General features: G+C 70.8%; 3 protein-coding genes and 1 pseudogene. 2 read left to right on the top strand and 2 right to left on the bottom strand.

Annotated elements, in window-relative coordinates; translation table 11 throughout:
- Both Q4A20_RS14670 and Q4A20_RS14665 read right to left on the bottom strand, forming a co-directional pair.
- Positions 1-1,386: Ig-like domain-containing protein (locus tag Q4A20_RS14670; protein ID WP_303124110.1), on the bottom strand; the 1,386-nt coding region annotated here is incomplete at its 3' end.
- Positions 1,387-1,513: 127 nt separating this feature from the next.
- Positions 1,514-2,473, bottom strand: a complete 960-nt coding sequence (locus tag Q4A20_RS14665) for a hypothetical protein (RefSeq protein ID WP_303124109.1) — start codon at positions 2,471-2,473, stop codon at positions 1,514-1,516.
- 233 nt (positions 2,474-2,706) lie between these two features.
- Between Q4A20_RS14665 and Q4A20_RS14660 the strand changes: the two genes are divergently transcribed.
- On the top strand, positions 2,707-4,107 hold the full coding sequence (locus Q4A20_RS14660) for an amidohydrolase family protein (protein WP_303124107.1): 1,401 nt from the start codon (positions 2,707-2,709) through the stop codon (positions 4,105-4,107).
- Between the two features lie 3 nt (positions 4,108-4,110).
- Positions 4,111-4,971: pseudogene (locus tag Q4A20_RS14655) on the top strand (hypothetical protein); the annotation flags it as partial.

Raw genomic sequence — 4,971 nt, 5'->3', positions numbered from 1 at the left:
GGGCTCGGTGGTCGGCTCGACGGTGGGTTCCGGCGTCGGCTCGTCCGGGAAGACGTTGGTCGCCACGATCTTCACTGTGGCGGCCGCATCGATGGGGAATGTCAGTGACACCCCGTTCTCGATCGGCGTCGCCGTCGCCCCCTCCACCTCGTAGGAGACGCTTACGTCCTCGGGCAGGTCCTTCTCGATGATCTGGCAGGTGGAGGAGGACTTGGTCGTCACCGGCGTCGTCGCCTGCCCCGCCTGAATCGCCGGCAGGTCGATGAAGTCGGCGGACAGGCACTTGTAGGAGAACTGGTAGGAGGCGTCGGCCGGCGCCGCGGTTCCTGATGTCAGTTTCTCGACCGTGAATGATGCACGGTGACCCGAACCGGTCCCGCCGCTGTTGGGCAGCTCGACGCGTCCGACCACCGTGGCCGGCTCGCCGTCCTCGGCAACCGAGATCGTGGCGGTATTGACCAGCTCGTCCAGGTCGGCGACCTCCGGGCCGACGTCGGCGCGTAGATCGATCTGGAGAGATTCGTGAGCGGGCTGGTAGCGCCCGTCGACCATCGGGTTGAAGACAATGCGTACGCCGCCACCGGCGGTCTGTGCGCAGGACCAGCGGGCCGAGTCGATCTCGTGGTCGTAAACCACCTCGGTGTGCGGATAGGGGGTACGGTCGTAGATCTTCGCGCCGTCGCAGGTCATGGTGAGCCCTTCACCGCCGACGTCCTCAACGACCAGCGGTTCGTAAACGTCCTGCGCGGTGGTGCCGACGTAAATGCTCCAGCGAGAGCTGCTCACGTCGGCGTCGTACAAGCCGGTCTTGCCGCTGGACTGGTCGACACCGGAAGGGCCCGGGCCCACGTAGGTTCCGGGCAGTTGGAAGCTGCGGCCGCAGGAGCTGAAGGTCAACGTGTAACTGCCGCCCGCATCATCTACCTGTGAGCGGTCCCAACCCAGGGTCACCCAGGCCGAGCCGGTGATGTCGCCGTAGGTGTCGGCATACTCGGACAGGACGAAGTTGAGCGTCTTGCCGGACCACGTGGCGCGTCCGACGACGCCGCCGTCCGGTGCCGTCAGATCAAAAGAACTCGGGCCGCGGTTCTCCAGCTCTGCCGGCAGGGTCAGCGTGAAGCTGTCCCCGGAGCTTGCGGTGGCGGGCGCGGTCCACGCCAGGTCGGCGCGAACCAGACCGGAGGCGTCAGAAACATAGACACCATTGGATACGTGGGTGCCCGCCCGCCAAGCGACGGAGGTGACGGAACCGGCGCAAGTGGCTGCGACCGTGTCGGTTTCCGCCGCGTCGCCGACCGTGTTGTCGGCCGCAGCGGACGCAGCACTTGGAGCGGCAAGAGCTAGCACGAGAGCTGCGGCGCAGGCGAGTGAGCGTAACGCCTTCATTGTGTTTCCCTTCGATGAATCGGGGGATCTGTCACTGAGTGCGGCACCCATCGAAGCACGGGATTAGTCACGAGCTTGCCAGCATCGAGTGGCGAAAGCCTGCCATGGCATATGCGCGTCACGCGGTTTACGGCACGTCGGACGCGTCGTCCGCCTGTGGCAGCCAACCCAGTCGAACCGCCTGCATCCCCAACTGGAAACGGCTCTGTGCACCCAGCAGACGGTTTAGTTCGGCGATTCGTCGGGCTACCGTCCGCAGGCTCATGCCGGTCTGCCGTGCAATAGCCTCATCGGTCATACCGGAGGCGAGCGCCCACACCAGCTCCCGGTTGTGCGGCAGCGCCTCCTCGGCGGACAGTGCCCGCGGCATCGGTACGGCCGTGCGCCACAACTGTTCGAACAGTGCGCCGAAGGTCGCCACCACCTCGGTGTCAGTGATGCGGGTGGCGACGACTCCGTCGTCGGCGTCGGAGCGCAGGATGAGCGCCGTCGTCTCGTCGGCGAGGAGCATGCGGAAGGGGAGCCGGTCCACGAAACGGGCCTGTTCGCCCTGACGGATGGATTCGGCGACCACGCGGAAGTAGGCCGGCTCGTGCAGCGAGGCCATCTCGTACAGGGCGCGGTGGCGCACGCCGCGGCGCAGCGACTCCGCCTGCATGCTCGCCTGCTTCCCTGCTGAGGAGGTCAGGTACGGCGCGCGATCCATCCCGCGGAACTCGGTATTGGCGGTGGCAAAGAGCTGGTTGAACATGGCGATCGCCCGCTGCGGGGAGCGGGTTGTTTCCACCGTACGCAGGCCTCCCTGCTCCAGCAGATCCAACTCGAGGGCGGCGGCCTCGGCGCGGCGGGCATCCTCCTGGTGCTGCCGCCCCAGGTCGCGCAGGGCGCGGGCGGCCGACCGCGGACTGATGACTCCGTCGGCGACGACGGCCAGGCCGGCATCGATCAACTCGGCCAGGCCGGGTTCCTCGGAGTCTGCGGCGCGGGATGTGCCGTCCAGCAGCGTGAGATACAGGGACTCGGCGGCGTCGCTGATGCCGAGTCCGGCGAGTAAGCGGTTGGTTGCCCCGACCTCCGGATCGCTCATAGCCGGGATGCTAGTGATGAGTGCCGGACTGAGGCTGGAAGCGAGGTCCACGGAATCGGGGTGGGTTGGTCGTGGAACGTGCCCCGGCGAGAAGAATCAGAAAGGCGCGCATTAGCCGGATTATTGTTGTCGGACTTACGGTTGCCCGAGAGCGCGCCGGTGCCGACCGCGCCGCCGTGGTCTGAAACACTGCTGCGTCCCTCCCCCATTCACCCAAGCACCCAGGAGGCCCCATGACGGACTGGATCACCCCACCCACCGACGGCGGAGAGCGCCTCGACGGCGTCGGCCCGGCGCTGCTGACCGCCGATCGCGTGCTGACCGGACGCCGCGGCGAGAGCGCCGGCAGTCTTGAGATCATAGGTGAACACGATCCCGCCGGCGGCGCCGTCTTCATCGACGGCGCCCGCATCTGTGCCGTCGGCCCCACCGCCGAGCTGACCGCCCGACTGGGTAAACTGGCCGAAGCGGCCGGGACCGCCCCCGCGCAGGTGCGCCGCGTCGACCTGCCCGGCGCCACCCTCATGCCCGGGCTCATCGAGACCCACGCCCACCTGCCCACCTCCGGCACGGACGTGGAGTACCCCGACTACGGGGCGCATGAGGTAGCACGACTCACGCTGAACGCCGCCCGTTCCGCCCGGGAGCTGCTGTCCCTCGGCGTCACCAGCTTGCAGAGCCTGGGCGCCCGCCACTACGTGGACGTCGCCCTGCGCGACGCCATCGACAACGGCGACCTGCGCGGCCCCCGCATCACCGCCGCCGGGCCACAGATCACCGTCACCGCCGGTCACGCCCACCACGCAGGGGGCGAAGTGGACGGCCTGGACGACATCCGCCACCAGGTGCGCCTCCACCACAAGCGGGGCGTCGACACCATCAAGGCGATGGCCACCGGCGGCTTCACCACCTCCGGCTCGGTGCCCTGGATGGCCCAGTTCAGTCAGGAGGAACTCACCGTCATGTTCGCCGACGCCCACCGCCTGGGCAAGTGGACCGCCGCCCACGCCCACGGAACCCAGGGCATCGAGCGGGCGGTGCGTGCCGGCGTCGACTACCTCGCCCACGCCTCCTTCATCAGCCCCGCCGCCCGCTCCGAACCCGACCCGCGGCTGGCCGACGAGATCGCCGCCGCCGGCGTCTACGTGGACTGCACCATCACCGCCGAACTGCCCCGGCTGATCGCCCGCGACGACGTCTTCGCCCCGCCCGCGCGCATGCTGTGGGAGCACGGCGTGAGAATCGTCGCCGGGCACGACGCAGGCATCCCCGGCGTTCCGAATCGCGGCTACGTCGGGGGCCTGGAGGCGCTGGAGGCCGTCGGCCTGCCCCGGACGGAGGTGCTGCTCGCCGCCACCTCGCGCGCGGCCGCCGGCATCGGCCTGGCGGGTGTGACCGGGGTGCTCGCCCCCGACTTCGACGCCGACCTGATCGCCGTCGCCGGAGATCCGCGCACCGGGCTGGGCGTCCTGCGCGACCTGCGACTAGTAGTCAGCCGGGGACGCGAGTTCATCCCCGACCGCGTACCCGGGCTCGCACACCGCACCGACCTCGACGCCTTCACCGGCCCGGGCGAGGTGCTCGGCGCCTGGCGGAACCGGGACGTGCTGCGCGCCCGGCATCCGGAGGTGTGAGGCGTGTCCGTGTACGTGCCGCCCAGGCGGGAGCCCGAACACCGGGGAGCCGAAGCCCCCGCACCCCTGGACCGGCTGCGGCGCATCGCCGACGAACTGGCCCGCCTGAGCGCCGCCCACGACCCGCGAGCGGCGGTGGACACCGGCATCCTGCCGCCGCCTGAGCGTCCGCTGCTGCCGGCGCTCGGACCCGACGCCCTGGCCGAGCGCGCCCGGGTGGCCCGTCGCCTGCGGGACGCCGCCCGCGCCGTGCAACTGCCGGAAACGGCTGCAGGGACGGCGGACGGCAACAGCCCGGGGGGTGCCGGCGGGGCGGGGGAGGAGGCCGACCGCGCCGACCACAGCAGCGGTGACGCCGGTGGGCGCCGCGGACCGGAGGGCCTGCCACCCGACCCGCTTGATGCGGCCACGCGCGCCCGCGTCCTGCGCGACCACCTGATCGACCGGCTGGACGCCTCCCTGGGCATGCTCGACTCCTGGGAGGAGGCCGCACAGCTCGGCGGCCTGACCTCACCGCTGCAGCGTCTGCGACGCGAGCTGCGCCCGCCGGCACTGCGCGAACATGCCGCCGATCAGGCGGAGGTGAGCGGCACTGAAACCCACACCGGCACCTGGGGCGGGGCGGGCCGGCAGAGGGCCTGGGAGGTGCTCGCGGGCAGACTCGAGCACCTGCCCGGCGCGCTCGCGGAGTTGACCGCGTCGCTTGACGCCGCCGCCGCGCACGGCGTGATCGCCCCACGCAGCCAGGTGCTTCTCGCCGCCGACCAGGCGCGGACGCTCGCCGGCCCGGGTGAGGGCGTCGGGAGCATCGGTGGCCTGCTGGCGGCCGCCCGCAGTGGCCGGGGCGCACCGCCGCGGGCCCTG

It is taken from the genome of Actinomyces sp. (assembly GCF_030530635.1).
Classification (GTDB): domain Bacteria; phylum Actinomycetota; class Actinomycetes; order Actinomycetales; family Actinomycetaceae; genus Actinomyces.
This window is presented reverse-complemented; position numbering and strand designations above follow the sequence as displayed.

Excerpts from the sequence above, each read along its gene's own strand:
- Q4A20_RS14660 (WP_303124107.1), top strand. The coding sequence starts at position 2,707 with ATGACGGACTGGATCACCCCACCCACCGACGGCGGAGAGCGCCTCGAC.
- Q4A20_RS14665 (WP_303124109.1), bottom strand. The coding sequence starts at position 2,473 with ATGAGCGATCCGGAGGTCGGGGCAACCAACCGCTTACTCGCCGGACTC.